The organism is Clostridium sp. X (genome assembly GCF_055755365.1).
In genome coordinates, this window is record NZ_CM146912.1 from 106331 (window position 1) to 124083 (window position 17753).

At 31.4% G+C, this 17753-nt stretch carries 19 protein-coding genes; all 19 read right to left on the reverse strand.

Features of this window, described 5'->3' with window-relative positions; all coding sequences use genetic code 11:
• Positions 1–8: 8 nt before the first annotated feature.
• The 19 genes from ACX0KU_RS00555 to ACX0KU_RS00645 all read right to left on the reverse strand — a co-directional run bounded on the left by ACX0KU_RS00555 (position 9) and on the right by ACX0KU_RS00645 (position 17697).
• Complete coding sequence (locus tag ACX0KU_RS00555) at positions 9–950, reverse strand: glycosyltransferase (protein ID WP_472991005.1); 942 nt, start codon at positions 948–950, stop codon at positions 9–11.
• A gap of 66 nt (positions 951–1016) precedes the next feature.
• Entirely contained in the window at positions 1017–2072 is a 1056-nt protein-coding gene (locus tag ACX0KU_RS00560) for an EpsG family protein (RefSeq protein WP_472991006.1), read from the reverse strand.
• Positions 2073–2360: 288 nt separating this feature from the next.
• The gene (locus tag ACX0KU_RS00565) at positions 2361–2555 is read right to left on the reverse strand and encodes a hypothetical protein (protein WP_472991007.1); all 195 of its coding nucleotides are present in this window, start codon (positions 2553–2555) and stop codon (positions 2361–2363) included.
• 531 nt (positions 2556–3086) lie between these two features.
• Positions 3087–4064 carry a glycosyltransferase family 2 protein gene (locus ACX0KU_RS00570; RefSeq protein ID WP_472991008.1) on the reverse strand — a complete coding sequence of 326 codons (978 nt, stop codon included), beginning with the start codon at positions 4062–4064 and terminating at the stop codon, positions 3087–3089.
• 12 nt (positions 4065–4076) lie between these two features.
• Positions 4077–5072, reverse strand: coding sequence for a glycosyltransferase family 2 protein (locus ACX0KU_RS00575; RefSeq protein WP_472991009.1), 996 nt, complete (start codon positions 5070–5072; stop codon positions 4077–4079).
• Between the two features lie 3 nt (positions 5073–5075).
• Positions 5076–6158, reverse strand: coding sequence for a polysaccharide pyruvyl transferase family protein (locus ACX0KU_RS00580; protein WP_472991010.1), 1083 nt, complete (start codon positions 6156–6158; stop codon positions 5076–5078).
• Between the two features lie 26 nt (positions 6159–6184).
• Positions 6185–6679, reverse strand: coding sequence for a glycosyltransferase (locus tag ACX0KU_RS00585; RefSeq protein WP_472991011.1), 495 nt, complete (start codon positions 6677–6679; stop codon positions 6185–6187).
• Between the two features lie 13 nt (positions 6680–6692).
• Positions 6693–7157, reverse strand: coding sequence for a PssD/Cps14F family polysaccharide biosynthesis glycosyltransferase (gene pssD / locus ACX0KU_RS00590; protein ID WP_472991012.1), 465 nt, complete (start codon positions 7155–7157; stop codon positions 6693–6695).
• Between the two features lie 790 nt (positions 7158–7947).
• Positions 7948–8166 (reverse strand): KOW motif-containing protein, encoded by a 219-nt coding sequence (locus ACX0KU_RS00595; protein WP_472991013.1) that lies wholly within the window; start codon positions 8164–8166, stop codon positions 7948–7950.
• A gap of 47 nt (positions 8167–8213) precedes the next feature.
• A complete protein-coding gene (rfbD, locus tag ACX0KU_RS00600) occupies positions 8214–9092 on the reverse strand; it encodes a dTDP-4-dehydrorhamnose reductase (protein ID WP_472991014.1) in 879 nt (292 codons plus the stop codon).
• A 19-nt stretch (positions 9093–9111) separates the two neighbouring features.
• Positions 9112–9669 carry a dTDP-4-dehydrorhamnose 3,5-epimerase gene (rfbC, locus tag ACX0KU_RS00605; protein ID WP_472991015.1) on the reverse strand — a complete coding sequence of 186 codons (558 nt, stop codon included), beginning with the start codon at positions 9667–9669 and terminating at the stop codon, positions 9112–9114.
• Positions 9670–9680: 11 nt separating this feature from the next.
• Positions 9681–10736, reverse strand: coding sequence for a dTDP-glucose 4,6-dehydratase (gene rfbB, locus ACX0KU_RS00610; RefSeq protein ID WP_472991016.1), 1056 nt, complete (start codon positions 10734–10736; stop codon positions 9681–9683).
• Positions 10737–10771: 35 nt separating this feature from the next.
• A complete protein-coding gene (gene rfbA, locus ACX0KU_RS00615) occupies positions 10772–11671 on the reverse strand; it encodes a glucose-1-phosphate thymidylyltransferase RfbA (protein ID WP_472991017.1) in 900 nt (299 codons plus the stop codon).
• Between the two features lie 66 nt (positions 11672–11737).
• Positions 11738–12397: a sugar transferase gene (locus ACX0KU_RS00620; protein WP_472991018.1), complete on the reverse strand. Its 660-nt coding sequence runs from the start codon at positions 12395–12397 to the stop codon at positions 11738–11740.
• 209 nt (positions 12398–12606) lie between these two features.
• The gene (locus ACX0KU_RS00625) at positions 12607–13389 is read right to left on the reverse strand and encodes a tyrosine-protein phosphatase (RefSeq protein ID WP_472991019.1); all 783 of its coding nucleotides are present in this window, start codon (positions 13387–13389) and stop codon (positions 12607–12609) included.
• Positions 13386–14087: a CpsD/CapB family tyrosine-protein kinase gene (locus tag ACX0KU_RS00630; RefSeq protein ID WP_472991020.1), complete on the reverse strand. Its 702-nt coding sequence runs from the start codon at positions 14085–14087 to the stop codon at positions 13386–13388. Before ACX0KU_RS00630 ends, ACX0KU_RS00625 begins: the two co-directional genes overlap by 4 nt.
• A 12-nt stretch (positions 14088–14099) precedes the next feature.
• Complete coding sequence (locus ACX0KU_RS00635; protein ID WP_472991021.1) at positions 14100–14789, reverse strand: YveK family protein; 690 nt, start codon at positions 14787–14789, stop codon at positions 14100–14102.
• 120 nt (positions 14790–14909) lie between these two features.
• Positions 14910–15974, reverse strand: coding sequence for a hypothetical protein (locus ACX0KU_RS00640; RefSeq protein ID WP_472991022.1), 1065 nt, complete (start codon positions 15972–15974; stop codon positions 14910–14912).
• A gap of 64 nt (positions 15975–16038) precedes the next feature.
• Positions 16039–17697 carry a hypothetical protein gene (locus tag ACX0KU_RS00645; protein WP_472991023.1) on the reverse strand — a complete coding sequence of 553 codons (1659 nt, stop codon included), beginning with the start codon at positions 17695–17697 and terminating at the stop codon, positions 16039–16041.
• Positions 17698–17753 lie beyond the last annotated feature (56 nt).

A 17753-nucleotide genomic window follows, 5' to 3' on the forward strand; every position in this document is an offset into this window, starting at 1 on the left:
TGATATGTTTACTTCTTTATCTTGTTATGTAGTTTTAAATACAAATAAGGTGAAAGAAAATATAAAAGTGCCTTAAGCTTTGTTTTTTTATAATATGAATTTTTAATAGGCAAGGTTCTACATATTTTTTCATTTTTCAAAAAATTAGGAACTTTCCAAATACTTTGCATGAAAGTATCTACTGCATGATCTCTCATATATACAAGATCATCTCTTCCAGATTTGTCAAAAACTTCAATCAATTCATGAGTCAAAATAATATCAGATCTACCACTTTTCTCAAGGTTGTTTGAATTCATTATTGATCCATCTCTCATAACATGATAATAAATATTTAATCCGCTATAATAAATGGCATTTGCATTGATTAGAATTTGGGGTGTCCAAAGCTCATCCTCATGTAAAATCCCCTTAAAAAAATACAATTTTTTGTCTATTACAAAATCTTTTCTAACTATTTGATATTGTGCACAAAAAATTGAAGCCTCCGGATGCAACCTGAGCTGTTCCATATAATCATGAGAATTATACACGCCTTGTTTTATAGTATATTTTCTTTCATCCCTAATTTCCGAATTTTGATCAATTTTTGATTGTATTACAAGTACATCTGGAAAATTGTTTTTTAAAAATTTAATTATCTCTGATAAAGAATTGGGTTCAATATAGTCATCACTGTCGACAAACCACATATATTCTCCATTTGACTTATTGATACCAAAATTTCTCGCATCAGATAGTCCTCCGTTAAGTTTGTGATATGTGTGTATAAATGAGTATTTATTTGCATATTCATCCGCAATAATACCACTATTGTCAGGAGAACCATCATCAACAAGAACTAATTCTACCTCATTATTCACCTGTATTATGATTGAATCCAGGCATTTTCTTAAATACTGTTCCACTTTATAAATTGGAATAATTATTGATAATAAACATGTTTTCATAATTAATATAATGTACACAATATCAGTATTTACAATACTGACAATGTAAACATTTCACTCCTCTCCTTAATAAAAATAAATAATATAAGGGAAAATGGATGCATCATTTCTAATCAGTACTAGTCCGAATAGATAAAAAGCATAAATTAGAATTAATACCTTATTCAATCTTGAATTCTTAAATTTGCTAGAAGCAATCCCCCAATAAATAATGTAATAAATTGTATAATATATTCCAGTTCGCCCAACGAATGCAAAAAATAACGACAATGAACTAAATGCAAGTCCGATCAAGGTATATATAATTACAGTATTATCAATTTTATAATCATTAATTAAACGTCGATTATTTGAATTTAAAAACTTTATTCGTCTCTTTGATATATACATTACTAAAGAAAACAGTGTTATAACGAATAAATAAAAGAACGTTATGTTTACATTGCTTACTTTTTGAGAAGAATAAGATTCGACGTCGCCTGCTAAGTAAGCACCTACATACATTACTGATGCAGCAATAACCAGAATCATGGGAATTGCAAACAATTGTTTTTGTTTTTTTGAAAAGCCACTCCACATAGATATCGCTAGAAAACCAATCGCTAGTAAAGATGATCTATGAAAAAAGAAAGCAGCAATTAAAAAGGGAATAAATAATAATTGAGTTTCTTTTAAAAACCTAGTTCCATAGAACACCAGCGCAACAGCAACAAACTGTCTCATTATATTCATCGAATTCGGAAAAAACATCAATATGTAAATGAGTATCATAAAATCGAATTTTGCTTCTTTTCTAAAATCCCAAATTCTTAATACTATCAATAAATTCGTTACCACTGCGCAAAAAACAAACATTAATTGAGGATTACTAAAAGTATCCATAAAAAAGTTTGCAATTAACCTAAATCCTTCTTCTCTAAACATCCAAGAATATGGAAATCCCTTAGATATGGACTCATAATACGATGGTGTATCTACGCCACAAAGTTGTCCCCTAAACCCTGCAATAAACGCAAGAAGAAAAATTAACGAATATAGAAATATTTTTTTCTCTGTCCTTCTAGCTAAATAGCTAAGTAACAGGACAATCATCATCAAAAACAGGTATAACAACTGTGACATATCGACTCTCCTATAAAACCTTATCTTTTATTTTTTTTATACCTAATATTTAAGAAATATGACAAACCAAACACTAAAGCAAAAAAAACAATAATACATAAAATCAATGGGTACTTAACTCCAAACAATTAGAATGAATTAAAATACTTCATACGAAACAATACCAGTCAAAAAAATAAACTTATTTTTAAAAATTAATCTATATTTGCTTGTGAAGGCAATAACTGCATAAGCAAGAGGTACAACAGTAAATAATGATAAAAGATTTGATAACAATATCGGCATTTTTTAAATTGTATTAGTATTAGTAATTACCATAAAAGATACTCCAATAATGACATTAAAAGCTATAAACTTTTTTGAACTAATAAAATTTTCAATTCTTTGTCTATTTTGAGAGACTAAAATCCCCGATACAAACGCACTCATTTGTCTTGCTATTAAAAATGGTGCAGTAGTTGAGGCAAAAAACAAACTATCCAAAAGAAACCACGTTAGATATACAATAAAAAACAAGTAAATGCGTTTTTCCCATATACTACCATTTTTTTTTGTAACAACGTAGAAAACAATGTAATTAATTAACAGAAAGTTGATATACTACTGTGCTTGAAAATTCAGTATTCTTATTATTCCACTTACAGATATTTCATTATAATGTGAAATAAAGTATCCTATTAAGCAAATTACATAATACGGAATTATTACATTAACTATTTTCTTCTTCCAGTAAGATTTAAGCCCATTCTTCTTATACGATTCTTCTAATCCATATCCAGAACATATTAAAAATAACGAAATACCTGCTCAAGCAATAAACTGAACCCCGTTTATTCCATTGGCTAGTGCAACATGTCCCCATCAATACAAGCAATGCACCAATGCCCTTTAGAACAGTTGTGTGCTCCATGCTAAAGAATATAAAACTCTCTCTATTCTTTAAAAATAAATACCCCCCCGACTAAAGCGAGGAGTATTAAATTGAATATTACAAAATTAATCATTTTTTACCTTTTATTTCTGTCTATAATCTCTAATCTTGGACGCAATATATATAATTAAAAACAAATTCATTCTTGCAAATGTTAAAATACCAATTGTAGACTTATCTAGCGCATCCTCATTGATATTATTAAAATCATAGTTATGGGAATAATATTTAAATATTCTTTTTATCTCTTTACGTGCCTTCCAAAAAGGCATACTATTTGAGTATCTATATAGACTTATTGACATCGCTTTTAATGACAAACTATTTATAGTAGATTCGTACCTTTCATACTCGCCCTGTGTCATTAAATATTGTTTAAAGTTTGCCACAAGAGTGTTCCAAGGATCGTAGTCTCCTTTTTTGTGCTGTCCCATTTCATTTTGAATATAGTGATATATCACTTTTTCTGTAAAAGCAATTTTGTTCGATGCTCTCAATGCTTCGAAGCTAAATATATTTTCTTCACCAACTGAAAATCTCATAAATTTACCTTTGGATTTTAATAAGACATCTCTACGAATAACCTTTGACATCCCCCATGGCATTTTCCCGGTCATTTGACGGCATATCATTTGCTCTTTAGAAAGATTTATATTTTTACTCACATTTGTTTTTGCAATTATCTTTCCTTCAAGAGTTTCTTTTACCATTTCAATATAAATATAATCAGCTTTTTTATTATCTGAGGCCTCAAGGACAGTCTCGAAAAAATCTGGGCTCCAATAATCGTCCGCATCTAAAAAAGCAATATACTCCCCTGTTGCATTTGCAATACCATTATTTCTTGCAGCTCCAGGTCCGGCGTTCTTTTGATTAATTATAATTAAGTTGTTGTATTGTGATGAAAATGTTTCCAACATTTTTAATGAGTTGTCAGTGGACCCATCATTTACAACTATTACTTCAAAATCTCTAATTGTTTGATTAAAGATGCTTTGTAGACTCATTTGAAGCGTTGTCTCCGAATTATAAACTGGCATTATTACTGAAAATAAAGGCATATGATATATCTCCTAATCTACTGTTTTAAACTTTCTAATCCTAAATCTATTAATAATACTAGCTGCAAAACAAGGGTTAAATTTGAATAGAATCCCTCTTAACTTTTGTTGCTTAGAAACTGGTGCTTTAAGAGCCAATAAAGCATCTTTTTGGCACTCATTTTTTAATCTGTTATATAAATCTATATTTTCCCTTTTAGCTTTACATCCAACCATTACATTGAATGCATCGCAATGGGTGTGCCAATTACTAAATTTCCAAGAATCTAAAACTTCTTCATCAGTAAATCTTAATTTGCTCTTAATGTATTGCTGAGCATTGATACTGCTATTTAAATACTGTTCCTTGTAAACAGATGCGCCGGTAGTCGGATCTCCCACTCTATAGTGATAGACTTTTTTACTTCCAACAGCTACTCTATTTGCTGCTTGAAAACATTCTATAGAGAAAGCAAACCCCTCACCATTGAAATATTGAGGATTGAACCATATTTCTGATGCATTAATTAAACTTTTTTTGATTATTTTATTCCAAGGCGCAATAACAAATTTATGGTAAAGCATTGTGATCACAGCTTCCCTTCCTGTTATCACCTTTACTCTATCTTCTCTATTGTCTACTTTCATTTCATCAAAAAACTTATCAACATCTGGAGTTAGAGCTATCTCAGCATTATTATTTTCACATAAGCCATATAAATATGATACATAATTCCTTGATAACACATCATCTTGGTCTATGATGCAAATATACTCTCCATTTGCCATTTTCAATGCATTGTTTCTAGAAGTGCTTACTCCAGAGTTTATTTGATGAATAACTTTTACTCTGGAATCTACTTTGTACTCATCCGCTATTAATGAACTTCTGTCCTTGGAACCATCATCAACCAGAATAATTTCTAAATTTTTATAATCTTGTTTAATTACAGAATCTAAGCATTCTTTTAAATATTTTTCTCCATTGTATATACAAACAATAATTGTAATTAAAGCATTTTCTGTCATTTACTACACCTCCACATTCTTACAAAGATACTCATAACTTCTATTTCTTTCAGTCTTGATAACCTCATCAATTTTGTCGTAGTTGATAAGTTCTTCAACCTTGCTTGCTACTTGATTCAAATCTTCAACGATTCTATCACTTAGTCCTAACCTACCAAGTAAGTCGGTCATCTTTTCACTATTACCGTATCCAACACTTCTTACAACGGATGCAAATTGGCTATGTGTAATTACAGATAGGATTGTTCCGTGGAATGTATCAGTAACAACACAGTCAGCGTATTGGAAGTACGCGATAACCTGGAATGGATTGCAGTCAATAAACTTATCGCAAGCATCTTGAACACCGCCGATACAGAATATCTTCAATCCCTTACTATCGGCATATTTTCTGATTTTCTTGCATTCTTCTTTACTAAAACGACCTGCGTAACCATAAAGAATCATATACTTATCTTCAGGAACGCTTGTAGGAATATCAGTACATTTTCCAATGAAGTCATAAGCCAACACAGGATCCAAGTTATATAACGGCTCCTTTCCGGTTAGCTCTTTTACAACATTTCCACTATTCTTATCTCTAACAGAAATTGAATCTATATCTTTAAGGTATAAAGCAACTTTATCATCCACTCCATACTTTTTTAATTTCTCAACTGTGGTATTACCAAATGAGGCTGCATAAGTAATGACCTTTTTAGCATTATTATTCGAACCAAATAACTCAGGTGAGAAACCTACATTGGTATTGTTTTGGACACAGTTAAAAACTTCATCGCTACCAATTACCAATACATCTAGTTCAGGAGAGTAATTCATCTCACCTAAACCAAGGTATGGATAATAATTAGCAGCATAATTTTTCTTATACTTGATAAACTTAATCTTCTCTTTTAGAGGTGCATTATACTTGAATGCTTCTAAAACTTTAGATACTTTTCTCTTTAAGCCTGTACCACCATCAGCTGGAATAAGTATCTCCCCTGGATGATAGTCAACAAATTGAACTTCACAACCCAAATCTTCTAATATATGCTTTAAACCATATGCTTGAAGGAATGAACCATAATTGGCTATCCTCTGCATAGAAAGTATTCCAACTTTTTTCATAACTACTTTTTCCCCTTAAACATCTCATCAACAATGCCTTCTAAATCCGAACAGAATTTAGCATTATTGCTGGAGTTCTTTCCTTCTCTTTTTATATCATCGTAATTCTCAATTACGCTACCTAATTTCTCCACATCCTCAACAACCACGATAGTTCCCATTCTGTTTTCAACTTCTTTGCAGAATTTCACTTGATGGTCATTGACGTGTTCATCAAAGCTGAATCTTCTTGGTACAACAATAGGAGTTTTTCCAATTTGGAGTGGCATGATAAAACTAGAAGGACCACCATGAGTGATCACAATTCTTGCCTTATCTACCATCTCTATCATCTTTGGATATGGGAATAATTTTGACCATGTTGCATGCTTTGGCTCATATGTACTATATCCAGACTGAATGATAACTTTTTCATCGTGCTCTGCTGCCCATTTATCCATATACTCAACGAGACGATTAAACTGCTGCTCGTGAGTACCAACTGTAACAAAAATCATAGTCTCACCACCCTTAGAAAATACTTCCGAGATTGATAGACTTAGGATAAACGTCCTTCATCTCATCCCATTCCACAATAAACTTATCTGTAACTGGATAGCACATCTTTCCAGCAATTGTGGAAGCATCAATTCTATCAAATACTTCAATATAAATAGTCTTTGCTCCAAAGAGCTTACCTAACCAAAAGAAAGGAACCGCACCTGCAGCTCCAGAACTGATAATAAGATCTGGTTTTTCTTTAGGTAAAATCTTCAATGCACGCCATGTGTTTATGATGAGTGCCTTGATAGAGCGGTTTGAGGGAAAATATAAAGGATACATTTTCTCCCCTTGAAGCAGAGAACGAGCATCTTCTTTATCAAAAGTAACCCAAAATCTATCCTTGTTTTCCCAGAAAGGCTTTAACATATATAAATGAGTTAAGTGTCCTCCAGATGAACCGACTAAGCACACTTTTAATTTTTCATCTGACATCTTTGCTCTACTCTCCTCTTTATTTCTTTTGCCCTTACATGGGCTATTCTTTTCTTCTTTCTTCTCTTCCCGTATTCCGGACGCACAGAGGCAATCTCTCTTTTTTCGGCCCTATGTGACGGGCCAGGTTATTAACCTCTAAACTAAACCATCAATCGTCACCTGATTAGGAGTTTAGGCGTTAATCCAAATACATATAACTACACTATATAGTAGTATTTCTATACTAATTTGTTAAACTCAAATTTATACTTACACCCTTAAATGTCAATCACGCTAGTACACTAATACAGTGTATATTTATTACTCCGTCAAAAGACAGGATTAAAGGGTGCAGTTTACGGAGGACATCAAAGCTGCCTCCAACTCCCATAACGAATGGAATGTTCAATTGTTCAAGGTATTTATTTCCCCATTCTTATCTCTCCCACAGTCTTCTGAACTATTTTTGTCAATGTGGACATCCCGTCTCATCTATGACTCATAATCCGATTTTAACTTTTTTATTCAAAACATGATAATCAGCAATCCGAATTTCTTCCAATTGCTTAATACGACTCTCCCCTCCTTCAATGTCAAAATTCCTTGATTTTACAAGGTTTTATTCATTTTCTCGGGTAAGAAAATATGAACTCAGCAGACCTCCCATCTAGGACTACCTGCTTTTGTTCCTAATTATGCCGTATTCATATTATGCCATAAGCATATTATTCCGCATACATATTATGACAAACTCTTTTTCAATATTTCCATATTATACATACATTTCAGGAAAGCATAAAAATTATACCTATACCTTCCTCACAATTTCCAATCCCCCATTAACCTCCATAGTCCTCCCGAAAAACTCCACCTCTAGTATTGCTTTTCTTTTATGCCTGTCAATCTTCTTTATAGTTCCTTCATAATCTTTCATTGGACCATCTGTTATTACACTTCTGTCATTTTCTATATATCCATGTGATATTTTAATAAGATAATTTTCTTTCTTTTGGTCAAGCTTCGACATATTATAAGTAAAATATATTTTTAAAATTTCTCAATAATCTATACTACCTACTTATTCTTTTGAACAAAAACCCCTAACGCCTCTCCCCATTCCCTCATCTCATCTCCCACACTACATCGGAGCATCATATTATCCAAAGATGAAAAGCTTGGCCTTTTAGCTACTCTATTTATCTTATCGGAAGTAATCGGACTAACTGTACACTCAATTCCTGCATATTCAACAATAGCCTTAGCAAAATCATACCAAGAGCATTCACCAGCACCCGTACAATGATATACTCCATACTCCTCAGTTAAAGCTACCTTTAGTATATGGTGAGCCAAATCCTCAGCATTAGTTGGATTACCTCTTTGATCATTTACTACGTCCAAATGTCCCTTTTCCTTTGCAGCTTTTATAATGGTCTTGACAAAATTATTTCCATTATATCCATAAAGCCATGCAGTTCTAAGTATAAAATATCTCGAGCAGAATTCTCTAACATAGTTTTCTCCAAATAACTTTGTCTTTCCATACACACTTACTGGATTAGTTATATCATATTCTTGATAAGGTAGAGTTCCATTACCCTCGAATACATAATCCGTTGATATATGTATAAGCTTTGCACTAACCTGCTCGCAAGCAATTGCTAGATTTCTTGGTCCTAAGGAATTTACTTTAAAGGCTAAATCCTGATTGCTTTCGCAACCATCTACGTTAGTGTAAGCCGCTGGATTAATAACTACATCAGGTTTCACTTTATTTATAAATTCATTTACTGCTTTTAAATTTGATATATCTAGATCTTCTATGTCAACTCCTATAATCTCAGCTGTTCTATATTCTTCAGATATAGGACCTAGCTCTGAAGCACCTTCTTTTAATATATTAACAATTTGACTACCTAGTTGACCTCTGCAGCCTGTGATTAGTATTTTCATATCATTTCTCTCCTGGAAATTAAAATTCTATTTTACTTTCTTTTAAGGTTGGAGCATTTTTATCCTTATCTGATAATAGTACTTTATTTATTCCTTCCAAAGGCCATTGTATATTTATATCTGGGTCATTCCAAGCAATTCCACCTTCAAATTCAGGATGATATAAATTAGTACATTTATACACAAACTCAGCCTCATCAGATGTAACTAAAAAACCATGTGCAAATCCTTCTGGAACATAAAACTGTTTTTTATTTTCTTCACTTAAAAGTACACCATACCATTGTCCATATGTTTTTGATTCTTTTCTTAAATCTACTGCAACATCAAAAACTTCTCCTTTTATTACCCTAACTAATTTTCCTTGAGGACATTTGGTTTGAAAGTGCATACCTCTAAGTACACCTTTTTTTGATTTAGACTGATTATCCTGCACAAATATCATATCTAATCCAGCTTCTTTAAAGTCTTCATAATTATATGTTTCCATGAAATAGCCTCTATGATCTCCAAAAACCTTTGGCTCGATAATATATAAATCCTCTATAGGAGTCTTAATAAATTTAAACTGTCCCATATCTTGTCCTCCTATTTAGTATCATACATTTTACTGTAATAATTTTGGTAATCTCCCGTTGTTACGTTATTCATCCAATCTTTATTATCTAAATACCATTTTATAGTTTTCTTTATTCCAACTTCAAATGTAGTTTCAGGATACCATCCTAATTCTTCTTTTATCTTACTTGGATCTATTCCATATCTTCTATCATGTCCTTTTCTATCTTCTACATACTTAATTAGATTCTCAGTTACTTCTTTGTCAACATGTTCATTTATATAGCTTATTACAGTTTTTACAATCTGAATATTAGTTCTTTCATTATGACCACCTACATTATAAACCTCACCGATGCGTCCCCGTTCAAGGGTTATATCTATAGCCTTACAATGGTCCTCTACATATAACCAATCTCTTATATTTAATCCATCACCATAAACAGGCAAATCTTTGTGATTTAAGCAATTGTTTATTAATAATGGTATTAATTTTTCTGGAAACTGATATGGTCCATAGTTATTAGAACATCTTGTTATGTTAATTGGCATTTTATATGTGTCAAAGTATGCCTTAACCATTAAATCTGCTCCTGCTTTACTTGAAGAATATGGACTATGTGGATCTAAAGGTGTACTTTCCATAAAGTAACCAGTTTCTCCAAGTGAACCATATACTTCATCAGTGGACACTTGTAAGTATTTCTTCCCTTGTTTGAAGCCTTCTCCTGTCTCCCATGCTTTTTTAGTAGCATTCAATAGGGTAACAGTTCCTAATACATTAGTTCTTACAAATATTTCAGGTTCTCTTATACTTCTATCAACATGAGACTCAGCTGCAAAATTTACTACATATTCTATATCGTACTTTTCAAACAGTCCTTCAACTAATTCTTTATCGCATATATCTCCTTGAACAAATATATGATTAGAGTTATTTTCTACATTCTTAAGATTCTCTAAGTTTCCCGCATATGTTAACTTGTCAAGATTAATAATCTTTATATCATTATACTTGTTTAACATATATAGAACAAAATTTGATCCTATAAATCCTGCTCCGCCAGTGACTAAATAAGTTTTCATGTCTTATCCTCCAAGCTATAAATTATTTATGCTTATTACATGGTAGCCGCAACTTCCTTTGCCACTTCACTAGATTCATCAGCTATATTAATAAGGTACTTACCATATTCAACTTTAGAAAGTGGTTCAGCTAATTCTAGTAATTGTTCTCTACTTATATATCCTTTTCTATAAGCTATCTCTTCTATACATGCTACATATAATCCTTGTCTGGTTTGCACTGCCTCAACAAAATTAGATGCATTTAGTAAGCCTCTATGTGTACCAGTATCTAACCATGCCATTCCTCTACCTAAAAGTTCTACTTTTAGTTTTTTTCTTTTTAAATACTCATTGTTTACAGAGGTTATTTCTAACTCACCTCGTGCTGAAGGACTTATGCTTTTAGCTATTTCAATCACATCATTATCGTAAAAGTAAAGTCCAGGCACTGCATAATTCGACTTAGGATTTTGTGGTTTTTCTTCTATAGAAATTACATTATTATTTTCATCAAATTCAACAACCCCAAAATCTCTTGGATTACTTACATGATATCCAAATATTGTAGATTCATTCCTTATTACTGCTTTTTCTAATCTTTCTGTGAATCCGTATCCAAAGAATATATTATCGCCTAAAACTAGTGCTACCTTGTCTTTTCCTATAAAATCTTCCCCAATTATAAAGGCCTCCGCTAAGCCCCTTGGCTCATCTTGAATGGCATATTCGAACTTTAATCCAAGTTCACTTCCATCTCCCAGTAATTCTTTAAAAAAGTTTATATCTCTAGGTGTTGAAATTATAAGTATCTCTGTTATACCTGCAAGTATTAACACTGATAAAGGATAATAAATCATTGGCTTATCATATATAGGTAATATCTGTTTGGATACTGATTTTGTTATTGGATAAAGCCTAGTTCCCGATCCTCCAGCTAATATTATTCCTTTCATTAATTTTCCCCCATTAGTTCTAATTTTTTTATCACAAATTGAAACTCTCAGTCTCTAATCTATCCCCTAAGCCGCATTCTCATCCCCAAACAGTACCCCTACTGTTTTAAAAATGAGTTTTATATCTATCCACGTACTTCTTTCTCTAACATACTTAACATCTAGTTCCATCCACTCTTCAAAATCTATATTATTTCTTCCACTGACTTGCCAGTAACAAGTGAGTCCTGGTTTAGCCAGGAGTCTAAGCTTTTGATATTCCGTAAAATGTACCACTTCTCTTGGAAGGCTTGGTCTAGGTCCTACCAAAGTCATTTCACCCTTCAGTACATTAAAAAGCTGTGGAAGTTCGTCTATGCTTGTCTTTCTTATGAATTTACCTACTTTAGTTATTCTAGGGTCATCCTTGATTTTAAACATTGGACCGGACATTTCATTTTTATCTTTTAGCTTGTCTAAAATTTCTTCTGCATTAGTTACCATAGAACGAAACTTATACATTTTAAATATTTCTCCATTTAGTCCTACTCGTTCTTGTGAAAATACAACTGGGCCCCTTGACTCTAGTTTTATGAGCATTGCAGTAATTAATAAAATTGGTGATAATACTATAAATCCAAATAATGTCCCCAGTACATCCATTGTTCTTTTTATAACATGGTATGCTTGCCTTTTTTCTGATTCACTCACTACTTTAATATGTTGATTAACTTCTAACTCCTGCATTCCCCCACCCCCATTTTTATTCCATTTTATTGAAATTTTCCCCATATAATTTAAAATGTCAACTAAACTTTTAATCCTCGGCTACTATATTTTTCGTCCTAAAGATCAAATGCTTTATAAAATTAAACTTTCTATTAACAATTATAACAAGGTTTTTACAGTTAATTCTTGAAAAAAATAGGCTTATAGCCTATTTTACACCTATATTATTAAGTTAGATTCAGTTTACTAGCTATCTTATTAAAAAAACTCTTATTTTCTTTAATTTGCATATTATTATATGCTATTTCATTACCTTTCGACATTTCACTAGTATTTACTAAAATATTATCAAACTTTTGTTTATTTAAACCTTGTATTTCCATTAAAGCTTGTTTTATTTGTGGTTTTCTTCTTCCTTCAGTGTGGGCATCTGAAGCTATAAAATCACATATTCCATTTTTAATAAGCCTAATTGCAGTTTTTTGTATACCCTTTCCAAAAACTCCAGTAATACTTCCCGAGTTTAATTGAAAGAAACATTTTTCTTTTATAAAGCTATTTAAAATAGTTATATCTTCCATTATATAATTATATCTTTCTGGATGAGCAATAATAGGTTTTGCCCCTAGAAGTTTTAGTTCATATATAGTATCTAAAACATAACCTGGGAGAATATCTGGGGGTAGCTCTATTAGCATATACTTTGAATTATTAAGACCCTTAATTACTCCATTTTTATAATAGTCTAAAGTATGTTTATCTAAGAAAACTTCTTGTCCCGGAAAAATTTCAACATTTATATTATTTTCTTTTGCAACTCTATTTAATTTTTTTACTTTTTCTTCTACATCCTGGTAATGGTTTTCATAAAAACCTCTATAAAAATGAGGAGTGGCAATAAGTTTACTTATACCATCCTCCTCAGCTATTTTAAGCATTTTCAAAGAAGTTTCTATGTCCTTTGATCCATCATCAATACCTGGAAGTATGTGACAATGAATATCTATCATTTCTTCTTACTCCCTTTTTTCTCATTTTTATCTTCATTTCCATAATAATAGTAATAGCTATATCCATAGCCTTTTCCTGTATTAACAGGTACTTTTGTTAATACTACTCCAAGTATATTAGCTTTTACTTTTGAAAGAAGCTCTTTAGCTTTTACTATTGCTTCTTTTTCCGTTTCCCCTGCAGCTGCTACAATTATCACTCCCTCTACTATAGTAGATAAAACTTGAGCATCTGTAACTGCAAGAACAGGTGGACTATCTATTATAATAATATCAAACTTTTCCTTCATCTCTTGCAAAAAGTTTTTCATCTTCTTAGATGAAAGCATTTCTGCTGGATTTGGTGGTATTGTACCTGAAGTAAGCAAAAGTATGTTATCTGAATATTTTATAAAAGCTTCTTCTAGGGTAATTTCTCCAACTAAATAATTTGACAATCCTTTTTCATTAGATACATTAAATTTTTTATGTATAGTTGGTTTTCTTAAATCGCAGTCTATTACTAAGACTTTTTTATCTGCTTGTGCCATTGATATAGCTAAATTTCCAGCTGTAGTAGATTTACCTTCTGAAGGACCCGAGCTAGTTACAAGTACAGTTTTCATATCAGCGTCAAAGGATGAATACTGAATATTAGTTCTTAAGGTTCTATATGCCTCTGATGCAATAGATTTAGGTTCTTTTTCAACAATTAACAATGTCCGCTCCTCCTATTCTGCTGCATGTTCTGGTATCATACCTAGTACAGGAATTTCTAGATATTTTTCTATATCTTCCTGTGATTTTATTGTATTATCCATGTACTCTAGCACAAATACTATTCCAACAGATAGCATAAGTCCTAGAAAAAATGCAATTGCTACATTAAGCTTTTTATTCGGTTTTACTGGTTCTTGCGGAACTTTAACCTTGTCTAATATTTGAACATTTCCGTTTGGTATTATAACTTTCGCTTTATCTATAAATAAAGTTGTCACCTTTTCAGCAATTAGTTTTGCCTCTTCTGGATTTTTACTTTGTACCTTTATGTCCATTATCTGAGTGTCTTGTTGTGGTGTTACCTTGATCATTTCTTGTATTTGCTTTGCTGTAAAACCTAGATTTAATTCCACTGCTGCTTTTTCTGCAACATCACTTGATGTAGCAATTTTTGCATAGGTTTTCACTAATTTCTGATACATTGCTATATCTGAACTATCATAGGATATGCTAGTTTCATTAATATCAGAGGTTTTTCCTATGAAAACGCTTAAGGTTGCTTCATAGGTTGGTTTTATTATTAGAAAGCTTATAATTCCTGAAATCAGTGTTACAATTAATGTTATAGATATTATGAGCTTTAGCCTCTTTCTAAGGATTCCAATGAGTTCCCTGAGGTCTAAAGTTATTTCTTCTTCCATTGAGTTTTTTCCTCCGTTCTTTCAATTGTCTATTGCTGTAGCTTTATCGCTGAATTACTAACTAATTTTATTTCTGTATATTATAACATCAAAGCACAGCATTTTCTAGCTAATCTATGTTTAGTCTAACTGGTTTTCAATAGCACCTTTATCAATATTATACATGTCCATAAGCTTGTTTAAATTATCTAAATCTATACTTTCATACATTTTTAAACTTAAGCTAAGTTGATCACCTATTTCTAAATTTTTAAATCCATTTAATGCATTTGTCATATTGGAGGTAAAGTCATAATTTTTATCTTTCATAGCTTCACCTATACTTGTACTAATTTGTTGAAGTATTTGCTTCTGAGAACTTTTACTAGTATTAGAAATTAAGTTATCAACTTCAGTCTTTGCTTGTTTTAATGCAGCTTGTTTTTCAATATCCTCTTGGTTAGAATCTCCTGATTGATTTCCCCCTACTCCTCCCCCAATAACAGGAGGTGTCTTATCTTCATATTGAATTTCTATTCCTAATTTTGTATCTATTTTAACTTCCTTACTTTCTACTTTATTAAAAGCTATACCTTTTTTATCTCCTGATAAAACAGTTACTAAATTACATTTTACGTTATCAATTTTTACTTTTCCTAAGTTACCTGGATCAATTACTAAGTCTCCACTAACGTCTAAATTAGAAATCGTAACATTGTTAGCTTTTATATGTATACTTTTATATTTGTCTTTTAAAATCTTACTTCCATCTAAAACAAAATCATTTTTTAGTATAAATAGTTCTCTTACAACTTTTGCACTTTCAATTTTCACATTTTCCACTTGTGATGGAACTTCAGCTTCTTTAGATTTTTTAATTTCATCTTCTAAGTTAAAATTCTCCTCATTAGCCTTCTTTTCTAAAAAAACATTCTTAACTTCATTGTAGCTAATATATTTTTTCTCACTGTCATAAATTAGATAAAATTCTCCATTACTTAAAACATTATTAAATTCTCTATATAAGCCATCTTCTACACCAATTTTGTTATTCATAAAAGAGTCTTTTAGTTCTTCTACGTTATATTGATATACATTACTACTATCTTTTAAAAGGTAAGTTTCTACTGCTGCATATGCTTTAAAAGAAGTTGCTGTTACAAAAATTGCTGCAAGTATAAATGAATTTATTAATCTTTTTTTCATACTTCTTCTCCTTGTCTAAAGTTTTTAAAAGAGTTAACCACCTAAGGTGGTTAACTCATAAAAACTATTTAAATGCTAAATTATAAGTTTCTGTTTTAGATCCATTTGTGAATTTTAATGTTATAGTTTTATTTTTTAAAGTTGATAACTTAGTATCTTTAGTTACTGTTATTCCTAAAAGATTCTTAACTTCATCCATGCTTATATCATTAGCTGAAGTTGAGTAAACTTCAGTATCGTTAATTTTTACTTCACTTAAAGTATATCCATCAATAACTGGTAAAGATATATCTGTATATACTCTATCCTCTGGTGTTAATATCTCTTCTAGTTTATCATAGCTACTTCCGTTTTTCATTTCATTAAGCATAAATGCAATATAACCATTATCTTCAAGATATTGCGCTTTAACAGTTTCTCCCTTTGCATTTAATTTTGCAACTATATCTGCCTTTATTGTATCTTCATTGTCTACATCATCTTTAAAATCTAAAACAGCATTTAAAAGACCTGCTAGCTCGTCTCCGTCTTCAACAGGGATACTATCCATGTATGTTTGAATTTTATTATATAGCGCTCCAATTGTAATGTCTTTTTCACTATCTAATGCTGGAAGACTTAATGTAATTGTATTTGTACTCTGATTATAAGTTTCTAAGTTTACATATCCACTAAGTATTAGATTAAAGAACACTCTAGAATTATTTACATTATTCTTAATTAAAGTCTCAAGACTTGATAAAGAAGGTGTTGTTGAACCACCACCGCCGCCACTTGATCCTCCACTTGATGGTTGAGTTACTGTTCCTGATCCTCCAGTGTTTGTAATAGGCTTATCTGTTGTTACTGTTGCTCCTGCTTCAGCTACTACTGTTATGTCCTTAGCCTCATCATTTACAATCTTAACATCTACCTTTGATCCTGCAGTAATTGTTAGTTTTACAGCGCTACTAATCTCCACTGACCCTAAGTTACCACTTAGCACAATTTCTGTACCTTTAGGAGCTGTTATTGAAAGTTTAGTTACTTTTGAAGCAGCATCTACATTTAAACTTAAAGACTTTTCTATTACTAGCTCTTTTGCTTCTACAGCTTCTAATTTTAAGCTTCCTGATAACCCAGTTATTGCATCAGCCTTTACATTTTTAACTGTAACTGCAGCATCTTTTCCTGCATCAACTAATAATTTGCCTGTAATTGTACCATTAGATATAATTACTTTTCCTACTGTTACTTTTACATCTTCGTATGCTTCAAGAACTTCTTTAGATAAATCTAATTCAAAACCTTCTTTTGTAATATTTAATCCATTAACAAGTTTATCTCCACTAACTTTTCTTTCATAAACATAATTAGGAGTTTCTCCTGCTTCAGCTACTTTTAAAAATCCATTTAATTCGAATTCTTTTCCACTTACTTTTCCTTCTTCTAATGCTTTTACAGCCTCTGCATAGCTTATGTATTTTTTAGAATCATCATAGATAGCATGTACACCATTTTTACCTTGATCTTCTTTAAATTCGTTAAATAGTAAGTCATTGCCTTGTCCCACTTTATTATTTAAGAAAGATTCAGTCAAACTTTTTAAATCATATTGTCTAATTGTGTTAGTCGTAGTATCCTTTATAGCATAAGCTCCAGCGTCAGCAAAAGCAGTGGTATATGTACCAAGTATTGCTAGTGCAGCAACTGCCATAGATACAAGTATTTTAGTTTTTTTCATATATTACCCTCCCCATTTATAATCTTACATTTTTTACTTTCTTAATTATATTATAT

What these genes read in the sequence shown, in the direction of transcription:
- ACX0KU_RS00555 (WP_472991005.1), bottom strand. Translation starts at nt 950, where the DNA reads ATGAAAACATGTTTATTATCAATAATTATTCCAATTTATAAAGTGGAA.
- ACX0KU_RS00560 (WP_472991006.1), bottom strand. Translation starts at nt 2,072, where the DNA reads ATGTCACAGTTGTTATACCTGTTTTTGATGATGATTGTCCTGTTACTT.
- ACX0KU_RS00570 (WP_472991008.1), bottom strand. Translation starts at nt 4,064, where the DNA reads ATGCCTTTATTTTCAGTAATAATGCCAGTTTATAATTCGGAGACAACG.
- ACX0KU_RS00575 (WP_472991009.1), bottom strand. Translation starts at nt 5,072, where the DNA reads ATGACAGAAAATGCTTTAATTACAATTATTGTTTGTATATACAATGGA.
- ACX0KU_RS00580 (WP_472991010.1), bottom strand. Translation starts at nt 6,158, where the DNA reads ATGCAGAGGATAGCCAATTATGGTTCATTCCTTCAAGCATATGGTTTA.
- ACX0KU_RS00585 (WP_472991011.1), bottom strand. Translation starts at nt 6,679, where the DNA reads ATGATTTTTGTTACAGTTGGTACTCACGAGCAGCAGTTTAATCGTCTC.
- pssD (WP_472991012.1), bottom strand. Translation starts at nt 7,157, where the DNA reads ATGTCAGATGAAAAATTAAAAGTGTGCTTAGTCGGTTCATCTGGAGGA.
- ACX0KU_RS00595 (WP_472991013.1), bottom strand. Translation starts at nt 8,166, where the DNA reads ATGTCGAAGCTTGACCAAAAGAAAGAAAATTATCTTATTAAAATATCA.
- rfbD (WP_472991014.1), bottom strand. Translation starts at nt 9,092, where the DNA reads ATGAAAATACTAATCACAGGCTGCAGAGGTCAACTAGGTAGTCAAATT.
- rfbC (WP_472991015.1), bottom strand. Translation starts at nt 9,669, where the DNA reads ATGGGACAGTTTAAATTTATTAAGACTCCTATAGAGGATTTATATATT.
- rfbB (WP_472991016.1), bottom strand. Translation starts at nt 10,736, where the DNA reads ATGAAAACTTATTTAGTCACTGGCGGAGCAGGATTTATAGGATCAAAT.
- rfbA (WP_472991017.1), bottom strand. Translation starts at nt 11,671, where the DNA reads ATGAAAGGAATAATATTAGCTGGAGGATCGGGAACTAGGCTTTATCCA.
- ACX0KU_RS00620 (WP_472991018.1), bottom strand. Translation starts at nt 12,397, where the DNA reads ATGCAGGAGTTAGAAGTTAATCAACATATTAAAGTAGTGAGTGAATCA.
- ACX0KU_RS00625 (WP_472991019.1), bottom strand. Translation starts at nt 13,389, where the DNA reads ATGATAGATATTCATTGTCACATACTTCCAGGTATTGATGATGGATCA.
- ACX0KU_RS00635 (WP_472991021.1), bottom strand. Translation starts at nt 14,789, where the DNA reads ATGGAAGAAGAAATAACTTTAGACCTCAGGGAACTCATTGGAATCCTT.
- ACX0KU_RS00640 (WP_472991022.1), bottom strand. Translation starts at nt 15,974, where the DNA reads ATGAAAAAAAGATTAATAAATTCATTTATACTTGCAGCAATTTTTGTA.
- ACX0KU_RS00645 (WP_472991023.1), bottom strand. Translation starts at nt 17,697, where the DNA reads ATGAAAAAAACTAAAATACTTGTATCTATGGCAGTTGCTGCACTAGCA.